Genomic DNA, 20,682 nt, shown 5'->3' with positions numbered 1-20,682 from the left:
GCTTCCCCCGCTGCGGGATCTTAGAGATAGCATGCAAGAAACGGCGGGTTGATCGAACCTGGCCCCCATGGCGTTTGACCCGCTCGATCAGTATCTTCGCGGAATCCCTCTATTAGGGAGCGCCCCTTTTCCAGTGTCATCCCCAAATACAACGTTGAGGCGCGAGGGTTTTTTACCACGTCCTCGTACATCCCATTCTTCTCCCAACACCGCTAACTGCCGCAAAAACCTTCTAAAAATTGAAAGTCCGCAGAGTGTCAGCTTGGGATAGAAAGACGGCCGCTTACACTCCAGGCCTGCAGAAATTTTATGCGGTGACATGCGCAAGCCGCATAGAACTCGCGTCATTTTTTCGATAGTAATTCTTCCTGGAAGACGCGATTCACGGCGTTGGGTGACACATTGCAACGAAGAAAATGTGCCACGCTTGCATCTGTTTTGACGATCTGCTTGGCAACGACGATGCTGACCTGCATTGTTCGCCCGGCCTCGTTGAGGGCACAGAGCTGGACGGGCGCCGTCGATAATGATTGGATGAATGCGGCCAACTGGACGCCCGCCACGCTGCCGACCAGCGGCGATGCCGTCAACATCGACACCACCACGCCCAATACTGTCATATTGGGAGTTTCAGGCGCCGAAGCGCCGGTCAATGTCGCAGATTTATCGGTCGGCTCCAGTGGCGTGGGCGCCCTTACCATTCAGGCCGCAAGCACGCTGTCTTTATCCGACCGCGGCGTGATCGCGGATGAAGCCGGCTCACAGGGAACTGTGACTGTCGCAGGGGACGGCTCGGCTCTCACCGTACAGAACGAGCTCGAGGTCGGGAAGGCCGGTAAAGCCGCGCTGATCGTGCAGGGCGGCGGTTCTGTCGAAGCGGGCACTGTCGTGGTGGCGGCTCAGGCCGGCTCCACCGGGACCATCACGGTCGACGGAGAGGGTTCTACCCTGTCGGTTGGTTCCTCTTTCCTGATCGCAGGGTCCGGCGACGGCGCGCTCACGATCGAGAATGGCGGCAAGGTCATTGCCGGTGACGATCTGACGATCGCGGGCCTCGATGGTTCTACCGGGAGCCTCGCGGTCAATGGCAGCGGTTCGTCCCTGTCCGTTGAAGGAGGGATCGCCATCGGCACAGGAGGGAAGGGCTCGCTGACGGTCACTGCCGGCGGACAGGCCAACGCTGCCGAGGGTGTCAGCATCGGTGAGGCCACAGGGTCTGGCGTACTGACAGTGGATGGCGACGGTTCGAACTTCCACAGCGATTCATTTCTGATAGTCGGCGCCGACGGGGCGGGCAGCCTCTTGGTGACCAATGGCGGCACCGTCGGCGCCGACAGCGAGATCACCATCGCCGATCATGGCGCCGGCGAGGCCACGGTGAGCAAGAACGGATCGACACTGACGACGGCCGATCTGAGTGTCGGCATGCACGCTGTCGGGACGCTGTCCGTCAATGCCGGCGGCACAGTCCGCGCGGATGATGTCACGCTCGGCGTCGGCCAGGATGGCAGCGGTTCGGTGGCGGTGGCCGGGAAGGGGTCGTCGATCTCGACGGGAACGCTCACCATCGGCTTGGCCGGCATCGGGCAATTGATCGTCAGCGAAGCCGGAACCGCCAGAAGCGGCGGCGGTATCATTGGCGGGGCCGCAGGCGGGAGCGGTACGGTTACGGTGGATGGCGCGGGGTCGAGCTGGACCGACAGTAAGGCGGTGACGATCGGCGATGTGGGTAGCGGTATATTGGCCGTGGTGAACGCAGGGCGCGTCGATACCAATGCCGGTATTCTCGGCAATACCGCGACCGGAAGCGGCACGGCGCACATCGCGGGAGAAGGCTCTGTCTGGACCAATGCCGGGGCATTGACCATCGGCAATGCCGGAACGGCTCTCTTGAACATCGATACTGGCGGAACGCTTGTGAGTGCCGCGGCCTCCATCGGTTCGAAAGCAGGCGGTAGCGGCACCGCGGTCATCGCTGGTTCGGGTTCCTCATGGATCGCCCGCGGTGCGGTGACAATCGGTGACCAGGGCACAGGCAGGCTCGACGTCATCGACGGCAGTAGGATGGTCGCTACGGGTGGCGTTCTCGTGGCATCGCAAGTGGCCGGCAAAGGGACGCTCAACCTTGGCAGTCAGGGTGAGTTGCAAACGCTCGCCCTGACGGCCGGCAAGGGCACGGCCCAGGTCAATTTCAACGTGGGCGTCCTGAAGGCTCTCGCGAACAACGATGCTTTCATTTCGGGCTTTTCCGGAACCCAGCTCAACATCCAGGCCGGAAACCTGACGATCGACAACGCAGGATTTCGGATCGCCACTTCCAGTCCCCTCACCGGGAGCGGCGCGTTGGTCAGCCAGGGATCGGGCATGCTGATCACCAATGCCGATAACAGCTATGCCGGCGGAACGCGTGTCGCCTCGGGCATCTTGGCCGTTGGCGATGCGGCCCACGCCGGTGCGGCCCTGAGCGGCGGCGGCGGCATAGAGGTTTCTGCCGGGGCAATGCTGGGCGGCTATGGTAGCGTCACCGGGACCTTGACCAATAGCGGCATCGTTGCGGTCGCCAATGCGATCGATGGTTTCGGGAACGGACGTTCCGGGACTTTTACCGTCAATGGCACCCTGTTGAACAATGGCGTGGCCAAAGTGGCTGGCACCGGCGTCGGCAATGTTCTGAGCGTTGCTTCCTATGTCGGCGGCGAGGGCAGCGCCATTGTCCTCAACACCTATCTCGGCGGGGACAATTCGGCTTCGGACCTTCTGACCATAAACGGGGGCACGGCGAGCGGGCATTCCATTCTTGCGATCCATAATGCCGGCGGCCAGGGCGCTGCGACCGTCGGCAACGGTATCCGCGTCGTGGCTGCCGCCGATGGCGCTACGACCGACCCGAATGCCTTCTCGCTGGCGTCGGTCGTCGCGGCCGGCGCCTATGACTACAACCTGTTCAAAGGAGGGGTCGGCTCGAGCGTCAACGACCAGGACTGGTATCTGCGCACGGTGGGACTGAGTGCGTCTGCCCAGACGGCGGTCGCCTACCCAGACATTCTGGGCAACTTTGCCGGAGCCACCCTCGCCATGCTGCAGCAACGCAACGCCAGCCGCATTCCGCCGCGATGCCCACCTGGCGAGAACCTGGGGCAGGAGCCGCAGATGGCAGGTCGGCCGGATGATTGCTGGGCCGGCCGCGTGGCAGAGCCGATATTGCAGGGCGCTGGCGCCTGGGGCCGGATAGGCGGCCAGGCCGCCTCCTATGATCCCAGACAGGGCAGCGCCTATAGGCAGTGGCTGGGCTTCATGCAAGCGGGCTATGAAGGAACCGCTCTGGAGACGACCGCCGGCTTTGCCACCGTCGGTCTCTACGCCAGCATAGGCACTTCCAAAGCCACGATCGATGTGACCCGCGATCCGGTCACTGGAATGGCGCGGAGGGGCAGGATCTCGACAACTGGCTATGGTGTGGGAGCCGATGTCACCTGGCATGGCAATGACGGCCTCTACGCCGATCTCACCGGCCAATTCACCTGGTTCGAGAGCAGCCTTTCCGACAAGGTCGGAGGCCATGGCGAAGGTTGGGCGACCGCAGCTGCTCTGGAGGTGGGAAAGCGCTACAGCCTGGCGCCGGACTGGACGCTCGTCCCATGGGCACGACTGACCTACACCGACGTGCACGTGGATGGCTTCACCGATATCTCTGGTGCCGCTGTCCGGTTCGACCGGGCCGAGAGCCTGCATGGCCTTGGCGGTCTCCGGCTTGAAAAGCCTGCCAGCTGGCGGGACGCCGGCGGCCAGGCACATAATCTTCTGATCTACGGCACGGCGGGCCTCGACTATGCCATCCTCAATGGTACGAGGCTGGATATCGGCGGCACCTTTCTCACCCAACGAAATCAACGGCTGTGGGGTGACATCGGCATAGGTGGCTATTATGCCTGGGGCGCCGCCTGGGTCCTCTATGGCGAAGCGGGCTATTCGATGGCGCTCGGCCCTCGCTCGGGCAGCGAAAACCATGTCCTCAAGGCCACTGCCGGCCTGCGCCATACCTGGTGAAGGGAGACGACAGGGAAAGCGCATGCCGGACAAAGATGACATCGCCACTGACTGCAGAAGAAAGGCCATAAGGATAGGGAGTGTGGCCCTTGTCGTCGCGATGGCCGTGACGATCGTCGCTGCGGACGGTGCCGAGAAACAGCTGCCCGCGCCCGCCGCCGCAGGAGCCGTCATCCCCGCTGCGCCAGTACAAAGCCCGCCTCCCACCAGGGCGACTGGAGAGGGACAGGTCATCATCCCCTTGACGTCAGGTCCGGCACCTTCCGTCTCTCAAGAGATCCCGCGCTCGGCGCCATCCCAATCGGATTTGGCGATCATTCCACTGGCGCCGTCGAAGCCGGCTCCAGGCTTCACGGTCCATCAGCCGGCCAATCCGTCTGCCGCAAACCCCGCCTCATCAAGCTCGGCGATCATTCCCCTTGCGCCCATGGCCGCGAAGCCGTCGCCGGCTGCTCCTCCGGCAGCGCCTATCGAGAGCAAAGCGACGACGGGCTCGACAACGGTTCGGACACTGGTTCCCGGGGATACGGCGGAAGATGGCGCGGTTGGGGATCGTCACGTCGATGAGACAGCCCTGGCTTATTTCGCGCGAAATGGGGAAACCAGCCGGTACATCAGCGAAGTGACGCGCCTGCAGTCTCTTTATCCCGGCTGGGTTCCGCCAAAGTCTCCCTCCCAGTCGCCGTCGACGACCGACGCAAGACTCGCCACCTTGTGGCAACTTTATGCCGAGGGGCGGCTTGCAGCCGTCCGAGAAGCCGTCGCCTTGCGCCAAAGGTCCGAGCCGAACTGGTCTCCCCCTCGGGACCTGATGGCCAGGGTAACGGTTGCGGATACCCGCGAACGCATTCTCGCGGCCTCCGATGCCAAACGATATGCTGAGGCGGTCACCCTCGCTGCGGCCACACCCAGTCTGCTCACCTGCGGCGATGTCGAGGTTCTCTGGCGCGTGGCCGAGGCATTCGGACAAACGGATCGCCGAAGCCGGGCGTTGGATGCCTATCGTTACATTCTCACCACGTGCAGCGATCCCGATATCCGGCTGGCAACGCTGCAGAAAGCCGCCGCTTGGCTCTCCCCCTCGGAACTCGGGCCGCTGCAAACTCTGGGAGCGGATGCAAGCACCGGCGACGGGTTCCGTTCCATCCGCGAGGCATTCGCCCGAGATGCTGTCACGGCCGCCGCCGAGGATCCGGCCCGGCCACTCGGCGCGGCCGATCTCAAGCTCTTCCAGGCCATGGCCGAGGCCAATGGCGCGGCTGCCGACGCATTGCTGATGGGGAATTTCTTCCTGCACCGCGACAACTTTGTGCAGGCCGAGCACTGGTATCGTCTCGCCTTCGCGCGGAACGCCTCCGCCTCTTCGGCAAATGCGCTGGCTGTCGCCCTCCTTGCGCTCAAACGGCCGGCAGAGGCGGAGACCCTTCTCTCTCCCTGGCAGAGGAACGACGATGAGGCGCGCAGAACTTACCTGCGGATCACGGCCGATCTCCTGTCGGCCAGACCTCCGGCTTCTCTCTCACCGGGTGCCCTGTCGCGCATGGCGGCAGCCGTAGCCGCCAAGCGCGACGTCTCGCTGGCTCAGGAATTCGGCTGGTACGCCCACAGTTTCAAGCAGGACGTGACGGCGCTTCGGTGGTTCGCGACGGCCCTCAGCTGGCACCCCGATGATGAAACCTCGGCCTATGGTTTCGCCGTAGTGAGCAGATCCATGGGGCGGCGTGATGCCCTCAATGATGTGGTCAAGGCGTGGGGCAGCCGTTCGCCTCGCATCCGGGCGCTGGCGCAGCTGCGCTGAGTCTCTCTCCCGCTGCGAGATTGCCGCGATCAACTGAACATCAACTGTGGGGATCGTTCGCGCCGGTATCTCTCCGTTTCCGATCTGCCACGGAACCCATAGGCATCGCTTCTCAAAAGCGGCTATGGGTGGCCTCCTTGACGGCCTCGATGGCCCCCGCTGCCTCGGAGTTGCCAGTCGCGGCTACCGCTTCGAACACGCGGCGCGCCTCGGCGAAGCGCTGCAGGTGGAAATAGGACCAGCCTCGCAACATCAGGAGATCGGTCTGTTCCGGCGCAAGGCTGGCGCGCGTGTCCAGCGCCATCAGGGCTTGGGCATACCGTCCCCCCTGATAATCCTTGAGGATGCGCTGTGTGAGAATGGACAGATTGAGCTCCCTGGCCCTACCGGTCGGCTGAGAGGCCTGGGTGGAGGCCGCTGCCGCCTGGGATGTCAGGCCCAGCCTGAGATAGGCCAGAGACAGGCCGTAGGCGGCATCCTGCCTCTGCTGGGCCGATCCGGCCGACAAGGCCGCCTGAAAGACGACGACCGCCTCGGACGGCCGATCGAGCTTCATCAGGCACCATCCGCCGGCAACCCCTCCAGGACAACTTCCTCGTCCCGCAGACGTAGCGCCCGGCGTGGCCGCGGTCTGGCGCGGGCGTGATGGTGCGCGCCTGGCAGGCCTCTCGGTCACCATCGGCTGGTCGGCGATCGATTGCCCCTGATCAGCTTGAGGCACAGGCATAAAGACCTGCGGCGGGGAGGCCGGCATCGACTGCGGCACTTGTCCGGGTAGCATCGTGGCGATAGGCGCCGACCCGCCCGAAACGGGCTGCTGGGGCGCAGGCGCAGATAGAACCGGCGCTTGCGGGAATTGCGATGGCTGGGAAGGTTGCTGCATCCCAACCGTCCAGGGAACCTGGGTCGCCGGACCGGCCTGCGGGTTCGTTCGCGCCAACTCACGGGCGAGTGCCGGATCGAAGAGAGCGCGAATGCGCAGCGAGCGTTGCCCCCAGGCATTGACCACGCTTCGGACCATGTCGCGCCGGTTCATGCCGAGATTGGCAATGGCGAGGCCGTAGGCGGAAGGTTCATCGTCGGGCTTCCAGCTCAAGGCGGCCGCGAACCAGCGGGCGGCCGTCTCCTCCTGGCGATAGTAATGGGCAAACCAGCCGAGTTGCTGCGCGGCGGCGGGATCACGTTGCGCCGCCACGGCTGCCACAACGCGGGCGAGGACCTCCGCGGTCAGTGCCGGCGGCGGCGGCTGGGCCAGCAGATTGGCGATCGCCGCCATATAGCTCTTGCGGGCCCCGTCATTGGCATCGTGCCAGGGAGCCAGAATGGCTTCCGCCTCCGCCGCCCGCTTGAGATCGATCAAGGCTAGGGCAAGGCCCTCCGCGGCAGCCGCCGTATTCTGCCGTTCGAAGGCCCGGCGATACCACTGCTCGGCCTGCGTAGAGTCGCCATGCCCGCGAAAATAACCGCCCAACAGCAGCGCATCCGCCGGCGACTTGTCGGCCCTGGCGATGTCCCCGAGTAATTGTAAGTCGGACGGATCGACCACCAGCTTGGGATCTGCGCCTCCGGCCGCAACCGCGTTGCGCGCCAGCCCTTCACGAATCGAGCGGAACTCGTCTCCATCGGTTCCGGAACGGCCGAGAGCCAGCAAGGGCTCGATATCCGAGCGAGGCAGCAATGTCGTTGCTTTTTGCATGGTCGAGAGACGATCATGCGGATCAGTACAGGAGGTAAGGATATAGCGGTAAGCATCCTGGGCCCGCATCTTGCGATCGGTCTGTGCGAAGGCTTCGGCCAGGCGCCAGAGAATGTCGACATCGCCGCAGGTAAGCAGACTGGGCGTCACCGTCGCCAGTTCGATCACCGTCATATATTGCTTGGCGCTCGAGGCGTTCACGAGGCGCTCTCGCGTTTCCGCCACGGCGAGACGGTCGAGCAGGTCCTTGGGCGGGACCCAATCGCGTTCCCTGCCCTGGCGGGCAACGATGGCAGCGCGCGCAGCAGCGAACTGCCCTTGCGAATAGAGTTGCCACAAGGAGTCGAGCTGGGGGTCGGAGACCGGCGGCGCCTTGAGCGGATCGTCGGGCGGCACCCAATCTGGATAGAGCGAGCGCAAGCGCGCGATTTCGGTGTTCAGGCGCCGTATATCACCCTGGCGCGCAAAATAGCGTAGAGCCGTTTCATCGACCGCCGGTTTGGCGGCCTGTTCCGCCACCGCTGGCGGAGGTGCCGCTTCGGCTGGCGCGGGGGAGGGCTGCAGCGGGGCCGCCGGCTGGGGCGCCGCCGATGGTGCTGGAGGGGGAGCAGGGGGAGGCTCGTCGCTTCTTGGCGTCAGGATCTCGGCGGCCTGGGCGCTTCCGGGCCTTATGACAGGGGCTGACGGCGCCGCCTCTTGCTGGCGCCAGGAAGATGATTGGGCGTCCGGCTTGGGCCATAGACCGGTGATCTGCCAGGCAACCAAGGCCAGCAGCACCAATCCTGGTATGACGATACGCAAGCCGAACGGTCTCACAGGCACTCCGGGTAATGTTGCGCAACGGCCGAAAGGGCCAGCAGATAGAGGGTGGCGGGGTAGTACACTTCCAACTTCGGCGATCGCAGTTCGGTGGGAACCGGCTTGTGGTCGAGAGCGCATTGCAGCACGGCCCCGATCATCCGATAACCTGGATCGTCCAACGCGCCGATCTGCTTGTCGCCCGCGAGATCGAAGATGGGCGGTGCCGCGGTGCCATTTCCCCAGGCCTTGGCGAACGGCTTGAGCAACGCTTGGTCATTGTTGCCCGCGCGCAGGAGATAAAGCGGGATCCGCACGGCATCATAGCTGAAGCGAGGCTCGAAGCCCGCTGCCAGCGCTGGCTTGGCTGATTTCAGGGATATCCAGTCGGCAGGAAGTTCGGCACTGCCGAAGCGGGCATCCCGTATCAGTCCTTCGCCGCTCGCGGCCAGCGCCTTCCAGTCTGTATTGGGAGCCAGGCGCGCCAATACCGGCAGAGCCTCGAAGATCCAGTAGGACAGATTGAGCACCGGTCCATCGGGCCTGTCCTGCGGGCCGAAACCCTTGACGCCTGGCATGAGGACGGTGTGCGCGCCAACCCGGCGCACAAGCCGCTGTCCGATCGCTTCCGCCATGTTGCGGGAGGTTTCGGTCCAGGATGACACCTCCCACAGATTGCCGCCCAGGGCGAGTGCATAGGCAATGAGGATGTCGCCGTCGGCCGCGTTGTTGACGTCGGTGACATGCGGCTTGCTGTCGGGGTCCCAGCGCCATACCGCCAGCCCATCGTCGCGCAGCAGCATTTCATTATGGGTAAAAGTCCAGATGCGCGTGAAAGTCGCGCGATCGAGTGCCAGCACCGAGAGCAGGAGACCGTAGCCCTGCCCCTCGCTATGGCTGATACTTTTGTTGGCCGTATCGATGACGCGGCCGTCCAGCGTCACGAAGCGGTCGCGCCAGGACTGCCATTGCTCTGTCGAAAGAGTGCCGGGCTTGGCCGGCTGCCCAAACGAGGCCGCCCCGCCCTGGCTGGCCGTCAGCATGAATGTCGCGATCATTGCGATGGTAACCAGCAGACGAACGGAGCCGAACATGCGGCGCTCGATCATTGAGAGATTCTCCGGCCTATGCGGGATAAGAGCAAAGCTGTCGCGAGGCCGAGCAGGAGGCAAGCCGCAAAAAGTAGGAATGCAAATGCCAGGAGGTTCTCCGAGAGCCAGTTCGCGGCGATCAGACGCAGATTGGTGAAGGAGAGAGGTTGGGTGGCGGTGAGAGAGGAGGTGGTAACAGGCTGGATCTGCACTTCGGCAAGGCGGGTATTGTAGGTCGCCAAGCGTCCGGAAAGCTGAAACCATTGCGGACTGGACGTAAAGGTATTGACACCGGCACGCAGTTCCCTGGTGCTTGGTGCCGTCAGCAGCGTCCAGGTCTTGTTGCCGCTGGGGCTCGGGCCTTGTGCGATCATGGCCGAGGTATCGCGCGAAGGATGAAAGGCCACGTCGCGGCTAGGCAGGAAGCGAAGGGTCTGGCTGGATACCTGGAAGGTCCGCTGGAGCCAATCCTGGAAGGAACTCACATTGCCTCGCCAGCCACCACCTTCTGCTTTCAGTGTGTCGCGCCAGCGATCGAAGGTTTCCTGGGTATCAGCGGGTTCAGTCGCGGCCACGGGCAGCGTCGCAGGCGTCGGGCCCGGCGGATTTCCATCAGCGGCCGAAGGGAGGATGGGTTCATCGTTGTGGGGTTTCCAGCCAGTGCGCAGCTGTTCATCGAGATTGAGTAGCGCTGGCACCTGCTCGGGAATATCCGGAGCCGGCGCAACGAAGAGGGCATGGCGGTCGTCGAGAGAGGGCGCATCGGGGTCGATGTTGATTAAGCGCCCCGCGGCTAAAGCCATGCGCGCCAGAAGCGTCGCGGTTGCCGACATCACCGGGCTGTCATATCTGCTGACCACCAGCGCCACCGGATCGACGGCACCATTATAGGGAAAAGCAGTGCCCTGCAGCGCTGCTAGGTTTGGCTGCTGGGCGATGCGCGCATAGTCCGGCATCACGAATTCGCTGCTATCGAACAGCGCGAAACGATTATTGCCTTTGGTCGGTCCCGCCGCACATTGCGAGTCCATCGTCGTGAAGAGCTGTGCTTCGAAGGTGACGCGGTTCGGCCCCGGACGAAAATGCGTCATGGGAATGCGGATCGGCAGATGTCGCAGGATTTCACCACCGCTGGTTCGTAGAGGCGTGGTGGCGGCTATGTTTCCGTTGACATAGATATCAAGATGGCTGCCGGGCAGCACCTCGCCGCTGTAAGCGGCATCCAGCAGCAGCGTCGCCTCGCCTGCGGAAACCGAGTAGAAGTCAGAAGGCAAGCCGATCTGGAATTCGGTCCTGAAGCGGCGGCCGGCGAACTCCTGGGTGGGAACGCCGAGATTGGCAAACCTGACATGGCTTTCCCGCAGCAGGAGCGGCGGATTGGGAGCGAACCACCGACTGGTATCGAGCATGTCGCGGATGTTTCCCCGCGGGCGGTCGACCAACGCGCCGACCGCGTCGACGGCCTTGGAGACGGAAGCGGCATCGGGGCCCGACACCAACAGTGTCGACGGGCCGAGCGCTGGATCGTCTACGAATGTCACGATGGGGCGGGAATCGGCGTCCTTCGGCACGGTGCGCAGCAACGGCCGTACCTCCTCCACGGTGCCGATCACGGCCGTCACGGTTCCAGGCTCGATCGAATCTCCCGTGCGATCGGTAACCAGAACATCCAGGTTGGGCATGCCGATGAGAATGGAAGCAGCCTGAGCGAAGCGCAGGATCGGGTTGGCGGACGCCTTGGCGCCGAGGGATGGCGCGATGATGCGCAAATGCGTCAGGCCGTTGGCATCGGGAGCCGTGGCGGCAAGATCCTCCACGCGCGACAATCGCGCCGCTGCCGAGGAGGCGAAATGAAAGGCTGTGGCCACACTGTCGATTTCAGTGCGTAACTCGTAGGTGGAGTTGATAGTGCAATCCGTACGGTGACGCTGGACCACCTGGAGCCGGACGAGATTTGGCCCGGCCTTCAGAAGATTGGCAGGCAGTTCGGCGGAAAGCTTGCCCGTCTGGTCGGAAGCCGTGATCGGCGAATCGAAAACCGTCTGATTGTTGATGGACAGGATGAGGCGGGATGCTTCAGGCGCCACCACGACGGAGGCCTTATAGCCCAAGGTCAGCGTGGTCGGGCTCGCGACTTGATTCTTGGTCAGAACGACATACCAGGCCCGGCTGTCGACTTCCCCTTCGAGGACGAGATGCCGAAAAGGCATCAGAGGCCGGTCGAAGGTTTCGGCCTGAGCCGCTTCGACTTTGGGCGGTGTCGATGGGGGAGCAATCACCTGCGGCGAGGGCGGGGGTGTCGGATCGACAGCCGGTGGCGGGGCAGCGGGCTGGGGCGCGGGCGCCGGATTGGCAGTCGGTGTCGGGGGAACCGGGCTGGGCAATGATGGCGACAAGGCGGGCGCCGGCGCGTTGCTCCTCTCGGGTGCCATGTCGAAGGGAGATGCCGATTGATCAGCCCGGGCATGGGACAGGCCTGCCAGCGGCAGCGCCATTGCGACCAGGATGAAGATCAGGCCTCTCACGTCGGCTCTCCCGCCCTTTGTTGCGGCGCCGGGGAATCGGCCCTGGCCGGTACGGAAGCACGATAGAGATAGATCAGGCCGCGCACCGTTTGCTTGAGGGCCAACGCGTAGAACCAGATGGTGCCGCGTAAGATGCCTGGATTGTAGCGACGGGCGGCCTGGAAGGCCGTCCAACGGTCGGACGTTGCATAGAGGAGATCGGCTACGAGGCGGAAATGGATCGGGTCCGACGTCTGGAAGCGCACTCCTATCGTCGTGCTTCCGGCGCCGGCACTAACCCTTCGAACGACCACCGGCAATTCCGGCCTCCCGTCCAATCGCGACAATGGGGTAAAGCGGATCCGCAACAGGCTCTCGCGCTCGAGACCCTTGACGGCTCCGACGATGCTGATGCCTGCACCATTGGTAGAGACATTCTCGATCATCGCCGGAATGACAGTATCGCCGAGTATCAACTCACAACGCCGATCCGCCCTCACGCGCTGGCTCGACTGGCGCTCGCCACGCTCCGAGACCACGCCGAGCGCGCAGCCGGCCAGCAGAACGTTCAGCAGGTTCCACATGCCGACCACCAAGGTGACATCCGCCTTGTAGGGCTGTTCGATCAGGCGGAAGACCGTCATGCCCATGCCGGCGATCAGCACGCAGAAAAAGGCGAAGAGCGGCCAGGCTATTTCAGAGAGCCTGCTTTCCTGGACGGAGTCGTCCTTGGCCGTCACCCGGAAGGTCGGTTTGGTCGGGTGCATGATGACCGATGCTAGTGCTGGCAGCAGATAGAGCGTCTGAGCGTATTCGTAGAGTTCCGAAATCCAGGGCCAACGATACGAACCATAAAGATAGTTCTGCATCATCAGGTTCACCAGCATGTAGGAGAGCGTATAAGACAGAAACTCCTGGCCGGAGGCGACGAAGATCTCAAGATTGAAGAACAGGTAAAAAAGCGGGGCGACGAGAAAGACGAGGCGCGCCAGGGGAAAGAACCAGAATAGAATACTCGACATATAGCAAAGGCGCTGGGAGATCTTGAGGCCGCGCTTCATGAAAGGACGTTGGAACAGCAATATCTGCACCATGCCTTGGGCCCAACGCGAACGCTGGCCGATGAAGCTGGCAAATGTCGCCGGCTGCAGGCCTGCGATCAGAGGCTTGTCGACATAGATGCTGTGCCAGCCTCGCGCATGCAATTCCATCGCCGTTTCGCAGTCCTCCGTGATGCTGCGGCCCTTGAAACCCTCGGTCGCCTCCAGAGCGGAGCGGCGAAGAGCCGCCGCTGAACCGCAGAAGAACGAGGAATTCCACTTGTCGAGCCCGCGCTGGATGATGCCGTAGAACATCTCGTTCTCGGACGGCATCTTCTGGAACGTGCGCAGATTGCGTTCGATCGGATCCGGGTTCAGGAAGAAGTGCGGCGTCTGGACCATGAACAGGCTCGGATCATCCCGGAAGAAGCCGACGGTGCTATGCAGGAAATCCCTGGCCGGAGCGTGATCGGCGTCAAAGACGACCACGATGTCGCTGGAGGAGTGGGCGAGGCCGTTGTTGAGGTTGCCGGCCTTGGCATGCTCGTTGCGGGCACGGGTGAGATAGTTGGCACCCAATTCCTCGCATAGGCGCTTCAGCTGCGCATGACGCTGCTGGGCCTCCATTGCCGCCTGGAGATCTTTCGAGTTGCGTTTTTGCTCCGTGCCGCCGTCATCGAGGAGATAGACATGCAGTTTGTCGGGCGGATAATCCATGCCCAATGCTGCCGCGAGCGTTCCCGCCAGAAGTTCTGCCCCTTCATTGTAGCTGGGAATGAAGACATCCACGCTCGGCAGTTCATCGTCGCGCAGGCGCGGCGCCACCCGTGACGGAAGCGGCGTGGCGACAACGAAGAGCGACAGCGCCAGCATGGCGACGCAGTACATTTCAGCCAGATAGACAATCAGCCCGACAATGAAATTCTCGGGCTGGTTTATCGGCGGCAACGTGCTGGTGGTGCGCCAGTAGACGTAGCGCAGCACGATCGATGTTCCCAGGGCAAGCGCGATCAAGCGCCAGACCCCGGTCGGCTTGACCGCCTTGAGGAGCGCCATCGCGATCACCACGGTGGTGCCCGCGATGAGATGGGTCTGCTGGCTGATCGGCAAGGTTACCAGCACCAGCACGAAAAGAGAGGTGAGCAACCAGAACAAGACGACGAGAGCTTTTGTCATGGCTGTGTCCCCTGGGGAGGAGCCGGGATCACGGGCGGCGGCACGGCGGCGGAACCGGTGCCAGCTTGCACGGCGGGAGGGGGAGGAATGGCAACGCCGGTGGCAGCCGGGGCCACGACAGGTGGTGGGGAGGCGAATACCCCGGCGCGCATAGGTGCCCGCTTGCGGCGAGGGACCGCCGCGGCGGGAGCCGCCGGCGGAGGCGCTGCCGACAGAGGCGAGGGCCCGATCGGCGCGCCGGCGGCTCCGATATCCGGGGACAGGGGGCGCGGCGCCTGTGACCAACTTCCGCTCGACAGCGATGCGTTGACATTAAGGCCCATCATGGCGGCGACGAGGTTGGTCTCGGTCGCATTGGGACGACACAGGCGAAGACGGATGGAGACGGTGGCGCGCCGGTTGAACAGGGACACGTCGAGATCCGGGGTTGCGATGCGCTGCCAGGCGTAGATGCACAATTCACCGCGGGCGGCCCGGCCGAGCGCATAGCCGAAGGGTCCATACTGATTCTGGACATAGGTCAGCGAACGGCGCATGGGCACTCCCGGCAGAGCCGTCTGGGCCTCGCCGGCGAGTTGTTCTTCATTGAGCGGTCGGTCCGCTAGCCTGTCCTCCACACCGGCAATCGAATTGCTGATGCCAAGAACATCGACCCGCAATTCGTTTTGTCCCGGCGCGGCTCCATCGGTGGCGAGCGCGATGGCCTGGCGCGTCGCATTGGCATAGGTCGTCTGGACGATCGAGATTACCGGCGGCGCCCCCGGCCCCAGGGAGGCGAAGGCCGCCTCTGGCGGCACCAGCGTGACTGCACTTGTGTCGGAAACCACCGAGCGCGGGGAACTGCAACCGGAAAGGCCAAGCATCGCTCCAATCCAGAGCACTATTGCCAATTTGCCAGTGTAAAGGCTAATCTTTCGGATCTGTTCGGCTGGCCAAATTCGTTGATTTTTCGAGGGAGGCACCGCTATCCGGCGGGATAATCCCCCGGTATTTGCAAGACACCTCATGGACAAGCCGTTTCATGCAATCGAAGAATCAATTCCATAATGAATAACGATCGCAACGTCCACGTCAATATCTTTACTTACCTTATATATTACCTTTCGTAATCTTTCCTAAGGAAATGTCTTATTTATGCCGTAAAATGATCAAGATCTCTATAGATTTTCAGGTGCCTGTGTATGCATAGAAAGCATTTCAGGTGGAAAATCCTATTTTTATCTGTTAGCGACCGCGCAAAAAACAAGTTCAGCCCGCTTCAAGCCAGTGCGACTGACGTTAAATTTTGCGAGCAACCGTCTTCGCTCTGCCTGGTCCGTTGATCGGGTCAGCTGCCCAACCAACACAATATGTCCGACGCACTCTTGACCTTGACGATCAACGTATCTGGGAAAGGTAGGTATCGACCAACGTCTCGCGTTCTCGATACTTATCTTCGCCTTTGCGTAAGATCGCCAGCACCTGCCGGACAACCTGAATGTCAAATCCCTCCTTCTTGATTTCTTGGAAAATTTCAGACTTTTCGTCGTTCAATTCCTTGATCTCGGCTTCCTTGTTTTGGAGCCTTTCTATGTACGCTTTCAATTGTCCGTTCGTGCTCATTGGGGTGCCTATCTAATGTTCTCGGGACGAGCCCTTAATGTGCCCGGGTCTTGCTCCGTTCGGCCGAGATACGCCTCGATGGCGGCAACTACGACCTCGCCAATCCGCAGATCCTTATCGATGCAATGATGCTGCATTCGTCGAAGTAGCGGCGCATCGACCTGCAATCGCAGCAACTTTCGCCCCTTTTCCAGAGCGGGGACGCTCTCACCATCTGTCTTGTTAAGCTTAGCCATCTGAACTGCCTGTATGGATTTCTCTCGCTCTCGCGCGCGCACGCGAGGCTCAAGCTCAAATTGACCGTTTGAGGTATTGTTCGAGCGCACGTTCCATCAGGTCGCTGAAATGCGCCGACTCGTCCACGCAGCGGTGACGCGCCCGAGCAATCAGTTCGATGCTCAAACGCAAGCGCATCTCGCGACGCTCATTGCGGGTCTTCTTGGGAGCCGCCTCGCGCCCTTGCGGGGCGGAGCGACGCGGAGCTACCTCTGGGGACCGGGGTTCCGTTACGACGTCTGCCCCACTGACGATCGTGGGCACGTCGACACCCATTTCCTGACCGGCAATCTTGGCGGACGCCAGCATCTCACTCAGGTTTCCAATGCCCGGCCGGTTCTTCGGAATTTTGAACGGCCTATTGGTCGCGCCTTCTTCCTGGTCGCTCATTGCCGGATTCCGGTATGCGTGAAGATCTCCTCGATCAGCCGCGCGATGTTTGCCTTCGCCCGTTGGATCTGATCGCCCTTTCCCGGACCGGTATTGAGCTGGTCCAGTGTGCCGGCATCCGGGCGGTCAAAATTTGGGGAGTGCGGCGGAGAGGCCGTAAACTTTAGCCTCAAGGCCGTCCAACAATGGGGCCGGATCAGAACGACGGCCGCTGGCCGCTACCATCGAGACTGATTGTTGCAAAACTCAATTGCAGAAGTGATGCTTCAATCGGGCTTTATGGGAAGCAAGGGCGCGGGATCAAAGAAACGGGTTAAGGAGGCAAGCTTGAAGCGATGTTTTCAGAGGCGGTCTTGCCGGTGGCTTGGTCTTATGCTGGCGATGCTCCTTACCGTCTCTGCGCAGGCCCAAACTCCGGCCCCTGTAGCCAGTGAAGTGAGCGGCAAGACCATCGAAATCCAATATCCTTTCGGGACAATGGCTATTTACCTGCGTCCAGACGGAATGAGCCTCGCAGCTCTGATTTGGGGTGGGAGACCACCCGAGGTCATGGGGCTCAACCGATGGTCGTCACAGGACGGGGCATTGTGTTTTTCCCCGTTGGATAAGGGAGTGCCGGCCGATTGGGGGTGTGCCAAAATCGCAATTGGCAAAGACAGCGCAATCAACCTGAGTTTCATTGCTGACGACCCTCTGAAAGGAAAACTTCTTTCGGAAAACCCGCATGATTTGCGTAGCGGAAGAGAGGCAATCATGGGAATTTCGGGTCAGACGATTGTGGTAAGCGATCGCGATACCTCCCGGATGTTGAAGCTCTATCTATCGGCGGATGGCGTCGCTCATGCAAATATAGCCGACTTCGGATCACCACAGCCGGATATAAGATTGGGAAAATGGTCCCTTCAAAATGATCTGTTGTGCCTCACCGGCTTCGGTGAAACGGCAACATTAAAGGACGGGTGTGTACCCATAGCCACGATGCAAGACGGGAATGCCTATCTAGGAGGCTCGATCCGGATGAGTGGCAAGGTTTGGCCAGGAAACTCCGAGGGCTTGTAATTCTGCCCTCCCGAGGACGGTCGAACGGATTGGGCAGGGCTCTTTTTGCAAAACTCCCGACATTTGTGGAGCACGGTTGGAGGCAGCATCACGGAATGAACGACTTCGCGTCGCACTTTGCTGAGTTGAGGCCGGTATCGAACACGGCAGGCCGACGCGATGGCCACTTGGCTGGAAGTTGCACGCGTCTGCACCGCTCGTGACGAACAGGGCTGACTACCCTTCAGCGCTCGCATGCCCGTTAATGTGAGAGTGCCCCCCGGCCAGCTTGGGCCATATCGACATGATACCTCCACCGCCTGGTCAACAGGTCACGACCTCAAGAGCGCATGGATCGTTCATTAAGGCATGGCGCGTATATATCCATCGTCAATTGAGAGTTGAAGTGATCATCGGGCGCCTTGTGGGCAAATGTTGGCCTGTTCACGATCTTCCATGTCGGCCTGTGAGCACTCGACCAACACTTTGATCGTTTCTTCGAGCAGGGCTCCGAGCCTGCGTCCCTTTTGCCAGAAGACGACATAGTGATAGAGGGCGCTCGGCTCGAAAGGGCGGACTTCAACGGGGAACGACGCGAACTGGCTGGCGGCAAAGGTGTTGCTGCTCGAGATACCGAGACCGGCGGCGACAAAATTGACCTCCTGGCCGATGACATCGACCTGTATCGCCAGATGCGGTTCCGCCCCCATATATCTCATGGCGTTCTCATTCATGAGATGGGATTGCATCCCGGGTCCGACATCCGCGAGCGGTTCTCCTACGAGATCTTCTGGCCGGATGACGTCCTTTTGAGTGAACCGGTGACCCCTGGGGAAAATGTAGACATTGGTCGCGGTGGTCGCCGGACACCAGTCGAAGACGTTGCCGTCTAGCGGCAGTCGAGCAATTCCGAGGTCGGCGCGTCCCTCGAGGACATGCTCCGCCACCTCAGGGTACGTGCCCGACTTGAGAACGATCCCTGCCACCGGTTGGCGTGAGCGCAGCTGGCGGAAAGCCTCGGGAAGAAGTCTGAGCGAGAAAACGTGCGGCGCCGCGATGCCGATCGTGTTGCTATCGACCCCCTTCAGGGACGCAACCGTTTTGGTGATCCTTTCTATTTGGACGAAGGTGGCGTCGGTGTCGCGAAAAAGCATCATGGTGTGGGCCGTCGGAACAAGCCGCCCCTTGTCACGCACGAACAATTGCAAGCCGAGCAGGCCCTCCAAGATCCGAATTTGCTGGCTGACGGCCGGCTGGGTGATTTCAAGCGCCTTGGCAGCGCTGCGCTCCGAGCCCGATCTGACGACCTCGCGCAGGATCTGAAGCTGGCGGAGCGTAATGCCCGTCTTTGAGATTTCCACCATGACGAGGCTTCCGCGCGGCTGGCCGATTGCCGCCCTTCCTTACGAAGATAAACTTATATGGCAATGCCGATCTCGCGCCACCTAATTGTCCCTCGCACCGCTACGGACGGCTATTCGGCATGAAGCGATGGCACTGCATATTAGCTGAACTTATCAGAAAATAATTTCGCTTATAAATTGATCTCGGAAAGCAGGCGGGCAATTGTGGGGTCGAGACGCAGTTCCGAAGGTGCTCCGCGCCGCCGGAACAAAGGGGCGTCCTACACATCGACAACAGAAATCAAAAGGATGGTGCCGCTCCCATGCGTGCAGCAAAGCCTTTGCCGCGTCCCCTATTCCCCGCGCCCCGTATCGGCGGCACGCCGCCTCCAGCGTGGAGCGCCTGATGCAGAGTGCACCGATGTTTCACCAGGCTCCGACGCACGGCATCCGTGCCGAGCGGATCGAAAAACGGCTTGGCGGCAACGACGTTTTGCGTGGCGTCAATCTTGACATCCGAGCAGGTGAAATTCTCTCGATCCTTGGCAGCAGCGGCTCGGGCAAGAGCACGCTTCTGCGCTGCCTCAACCTCCTGACGGTGCCCGACCGCGGCGATATCTGGGTCAACGGCGAGAAGCTTGCGATCCGAGTTGCATCGCAGCAGGGCGGCCAACCCAGCATCACCGACCATCGGCAGGTCCGGCGCATTCGGGCCTCGATGGGCATGGTGTTCCAGAACTTCAATCTCTGGCCGCACAAGACAGCGCTTGAAAACGTCAAGGAAGGTCCCATCCTCGTCAAAGGGATCCGGCGCAATGCGGCCGCCGATCTCGGGCGTCATTACCTCGCCAAGGTCGGGCTTTCCGACAAGGCGGACGCCTATCCTCGCCATCTTTCCGGCGGCCAGCAGCAACGTGTGGCGATCGCCCGAGCGCTTGCGATGGAACCGCGCGTGCTGCTTTTCGATGAACCGACCTCGGCGCTCGATCCGGAACTGGTGGGCGAGGTGCTCCGTGTTATCGCCGGGTTGGCGGAGGAAGGGCGCACGATGGTGATCGTCACCCACGAACTAGCCTTTGCGAGGCAGGTTTCGACACGGGTCGCCTTCATGCACCAAGGGTTGATCGAGGAAGAAGGCGTCCCCTCGAAATTCTTCTCCACGCCTGCTTCGAGCCGGCTTCGCAGCTTTCTTGCCTCCCATCGATAAAGGGGTTTCGCGCATGGACGGATTTGCCGGGCAATTCGCCAACGGGCTGAAGACGACCATAATGCTGGCGCTTGTCAGCGGCGTGCTCGGCATGGCGCTCGGTTTGCTCGCCGCAGCCGGGCGGTTGTCGCGGTGGAAGGCCATGAGCCTCACCATCAGCTTCTACACCACCATCATTCGCGGCGTACCCGAACTGATCATCATCCTGTTGATCTATTTCGGGGGCACGGTCGCCATCAGCGCCTTCTTCGGCCGCTATGTCGAGGTCAATGCGTTCCTGGCGGGCGTCGTTTCCCTCACCGTCGTCTTCGGCGCCTACACGGCGGAGATTTTCCGAGGCGCCGTGCTCAGCATACCGCAGGGACAGATCGAGGCAGCCCGCTCGCTCGGGTTGCATCCCTGGCAGACCTGGCTGCTCGTCACCCTGCCGCAGATGCTGCGCATCGCCCTGCCGGCGCTCGCGAACCAATGGATCTCCCTGGTGAAGGAGACCTCGCTGATCTCGATCGTCGGGCTGTCGGATATCATGCGGGTCGCCGCCATCGGCGCGGGCTCGTTGCGGGCTCCGCTGAGCTTCTATCTGGCCGCTTCCGCCCTTTATCTCACGCTCACCAGCCTCGCACTGGTGATCTTCAACCTGCTCGAACGGCGTTTCGCCGTTTCCGGGCGGTGAGGC

At 61.9% G+C, this 20,682-nt stretch carries 13 protein-coding genes; 5 read left to right on the top strand and 8 right to left on the bottom strand.

Features of this window, described 5'->3' with window-relative positions:
- The first annotated feature begins 462 nt into the window (after positions 1–462).
- Positions 463–4,047: an autotransporter outer membrane beta-barrel domain-containing protein gene (locus BA190_RS07910; protein ID WP_082979555.1), complete on the top strand. Its 3,585-nt coding sequence runs from the start codon at positions 463–465 to the stop codon at positions 4,045–4,047.
- Positions 3,953–5,845 (top strand): hypothetical protein, encoded by a 1,893-nt coding sequence (locus BA190_RS35765; RefSeq protein WP_156771403.1) that lies wholly within the window; start codon positions 3,953–3,955, stop codon positions 5,843–5,845. The genes BA190_RS07910 and BA190_RS35765 overlap by 95 nt, the downstream gene beginning before the upstream one ends.
- A 112-nt stretch (positions 5,846–5,957) precedes the next feature.
- Here BA190_RS35765 and BA190_RS07900 read toward each other — a convergent pair whose 3' ends face one another.
- From BA190_RS07900 to BA190_RS07870, 7 genes are all read right to left on the bottom strand, one after another.
- A complete protein-coding gene (locus tag BA190_RS07900) occupies positions 5,958–8,357 on the bottom strand; it encodes a cellulose synthase (RefSeq protein WP_156771402.1) in 2,400 nt (799 codons plus the stop codon).
- Positions 8,354–9,448: a glycosyl hydrolase family 8 gene (locus tag BA190_RS07895; protein ID WP_245314619.1), complete on the bottom strand. Its 1,095-nt coding sequence runs from the start codon at positions 9,446–9,448 to the stop codon at positions 8,354–8,356. Before BA190_RS07895 ends, BA190_RS07900 begins: the two co-directional genes overlap by 4 nt.
- Positions 9,445–11,640 carry a cellulose biosynthesis cyclic di-GMP-binding regulatory protein BcsB gene (locus BA190_RS07890; protein WP_245314642.1) on the bottom strand — a complete coding sequence of 732 codons (2,196 nt, stop codon included), beginning with the start codon at positions 11,638–11,640 and terminating at the stop codon, positions 9,445–9,447. Before BA190_RS07890 ends, BA190_RS07895 begins: the two co-directional genes overlap by 4 nt.
- A gap of 311 nt (positions 11,641–11,951) precedes the next feature.
- A complete protein-coding gene (gene bcsA, locus BA190_RS07885; RefSeq protein ID WP_068284977.1) occupies positions 11,952–14,150 on the bottom strand; it encodes a UDP-forming cellulose synthase catalytic subunit in 2,199 nt (732 codons plus the stop codon).
- A complete protein-coding gene (bcsN, locus tag BA190_RS07880; RefSeq protein ID WP_068284975.1) occupies positions 14,147–15,013 on the bottom strand; it encodes a cellulose biosynthesis protein BcsN in 867 nt (288 codons plus the stop codon). Before bcsN ends, bcsA begins: the two co-directional genes overlap by 4 nt.
- A gap of 514 nt (positions 15,014–15,527) precedes the next feature.
- On the bottom strand, positions 15,528–15,752 hold the full coding sequence (locus BA190_RS07875; RefSeq protein WP_068284973.1) for a GapR family DNA-binding domain-containing protein: 225 nt from the start codon (positions 15,750–15,752) through the stop codon (positions 15,528–15,530).
- A gap of 291 nt (positions 15,753–16,043) precedes the next feature.
- Positions 16,044–16,418 (bottom strand): hypothetical protein, encoded by a 375-nt coding sequence (locus BA190_RS07870; RefSeq protein ID WP_068284971.1) that lies wholly within the window; start codon positions 16,416–16,418, stop codon positions 16,044–16,046.
- A 372-nt stretch (positions 16,419–16,790) separates the two neighbouring features.
- Between BA190_RS07870 and BA190_RS07865 the strand changes: the two genes are divergently transcribed.
- Positions 16,791–17,477 carry a hypothetical protein gene (locus BA190_RS07865; protein ID WP_068284970.1) on the top strand — a complete coding sequence of 229 codons (687 nt, stop codon included), beginning with the start codon at positions 16,791–16,793 and terminating at the stop codon, positions 17,475–17,477.
- A gap of 389 nt (positions 17,478–17,866) precedes the next feature.
- On the opposite strand, the gene BA190_RS07860 is transcribed toward BA190_RS07865, so the two are convergent.
- Positions 17,867–18,820, bottom strand: a complete 954-nt coding sequence (locus BA190_RS07860) for a LysR family transcriptional regulator (RefSeq protein ID WP_068284968.1) — start codon at positions 18,818–18,820, stop codon at positions 17,867–17,869.
- Between the two features lie 400 nt (positions 18,821–19,220).
- On the opposite strand from BA190_RS07860, the gene BA190_RS07855 reads away from it, so the two are divergent.
- Positions 19,221–20,006 (top strand): amino acid ABC transporter ATP-binding protein, encoded by a 786-nt coding sequence (locus tag BA190_RS07855; protein ID WP_068284966.1) that lies wholly within the window; start codon positions 19,221–19,223, stop codon positions 20,004–20,006.
- A 13-nt stretch (positions 20,007–20,019) separates the two neighbouring features.
- Positions 20,020–20,679 carry an ABC transporter permease gene (locus tag BA190_RS07850; RefSeq protein ID WP_068284965.1) on the top strand — a complete coding sequence of 220 codons (660 nt, stop codon included), beginning with the start codon at positions 20,020–20,022 and terminating at the stop codon, positions 20,677–20,679.
- Positions 20,680–20,682: the final 3 nt, after the last annotated feature.

Source organism: Labrys sp. WJW, from assembly GCF_001676615.1.
Classification (GTDB): Bacteria; Pseudomonadota; Alphaproteobacteria; order Rhizobiales; family Labraceae; genus Labrys; species Labrys sedimenti.
The sequence above is the reverse complement of the archived record's forward strand: the minus strand, read 5'-3'. Positions and strand labels throughout refer to the sequence as shown.